The organism is Desulfosalsimonas propionicica (assembly GCF_013761005.1).
GTDB classification, from domain to species: domain Bacteria; phylum Desulfobacterota; class Desulfobacteria; order Desulfobacterales; family Desulfosalsimonadaceae; genus Desulfosalsimonas; species Desulfosalsimonas propionicica.
In genome coordinates this window covers 1-1553 of the sequence record NZ_JACDUS010000027.1, presented here as the reverse complement: position 1 = coordinate 1553, position 1553 = coordinate 1, and the positions used below count along the sequence as shown (strand labels likewise).

Genomic DNA, 1553 nt, shown 5'->3' with positions numbered 1-1553 from the left:
TTTAACTCAACTTTCTGAGGAGCTAAATTCAGTTTAAACTTCTGAAATTAAGCTCGATTTGTCACTTGAAAAGCCGAAAAATATGATTGCAGCCCCCATTACCGCATCCATGATGGCCTGGACAGCTTTTTTCGACATCGCCCCGGTTTTTTGTATCAGGGCTTTGGCCATCTGGATGATCCGTTGCAAAGCATCGATAAATTTGAGATTTTCAAGCTCCTTGTTGCAAGTCCTGAATAAGTCGCCAAAAGATCTATGATCAACCTGCTGCCGCTGGAACCAGGTCAGGATATTGTACCGCGCAAAGACCATGGATGTATGCCCGATCAGGCCGTCAAAATCCCTGAGCTGGATTTCCTTGACCATGTTGAGATGCTGCTTGCACATTTTGAAAAAAACCTCAATATCCCATCGTTTGCCGTACAGCCGAATGATTTCTTCATCGGCTATGGCTGTATCAGTGCAAAGAAGTGCAAGCCAGCCCCGTTTTTTGTCGCCCGGGACAAAAATAACTCTGGCATCTTTGCCATCGGGCATTTTGACAACAACACTGGCCTTAACCCTGGCTTTGCCGCGCTTTTTGCTGAGTTTGCCGTATAAGTCCCGGAGCCGGAGTTTCTGTCCTTTGTATTCATAGCGCCAGTTGGGATGATCCTTGAGCATGCAGATGATGCCCATATGCTGGCGAAGAGAAGAAACTATGGAGGGCGCTGAAAACCAACTGTCCATCAGGAGATATTTTGCGCGGATTCCGGCATTAAGAGCTCTTTTGACCATGGGTTCAAGAAGGTCCGTGGATTTTGTTATGGCTTCCTGCCGGCGCCGGTATCCGCAGGTTCTTTTATCCAGGGACTTGGTGATCCCATTGTATCGGTTTCTTTCGTTGGGTGAAGACAGAAGGGCAAAATCCAGACCCAGAAAACTGTTGCCGTCAGACCATCCAAGGGTCAGCAATCGGAAGCCTTTCAGGTATTTTCTGGAATTGTGGTCAAAGACCCTGGACAGCAGCTCCACTTTTTTGGATCGATTGCGGGAGTACAGGGAATCATCGAAAATCAACACTTCCTCTTTTGATGGTTTGTCCAGCAGACTTCGGATCAGTAGATGGATTTTAACGGCCAGCAGCAAGGTAAAGCGTCTCCAGTTATATACTGGTGAATTCAGGAAGTTGTAAACCGCATCCTTGCCAACCCGGATGCTTTGGTCCTTGACTACGCTTTGGAAAAAATTCTTACCGGTAAAGGATAGGTTAAAAACAACGGTAAAAATGGCCAAAGGCCCGGCACCCTTGGTTTTGGTGATTCCTGCAGCGTTGAGCAAGCTGCCGATTTTAAATTCAGAAAAGATATTTGCAAGGATGCCTAATTTTTCAGTGCTTACTGTTTGATTTTCAAGTGTATTTTGTGTATGTTTCATTTTGACGGGCTTCCTTTTTTTGTCTTTTTTTGTGTGGTGCAATAAAAGTATCAAAAAAAGCGAAGCCCGTCAATACTAATAATAATATCAGTAAGTTGAATTTTAATATCGGCTAAATTTCATCCCCGAAAGTTGAG

General features: G+C 44.8%; 1 protein-coding gene. It reads right to left on the bottom strand.

From position 1 onward, the window contains the following. Nucleotides 1–33: 33 nt before the first annotated feature. On the bottom strand, nt 34–1416 hold the full coding sequence (locus tag HNR65_RS17765; RefSeq protein WP_181552873.1) for an IS4 family transposase: 1383 nt from the start codon (nt 1414–1416) through the stop codon (nt 34–36). Nucleotides 1417–1553 lie beyond the last annotated feature (137 nt).

Excerpts from the sequence above, each read along its gene's own strand:
- HNR65_RS17765 (WP_181552873.1), bottom strand. The coding sequence starts at position 1,416 with ATGAAACATACACAAAATACACTTGAAAATCAAACAGTAAGCACTGAA.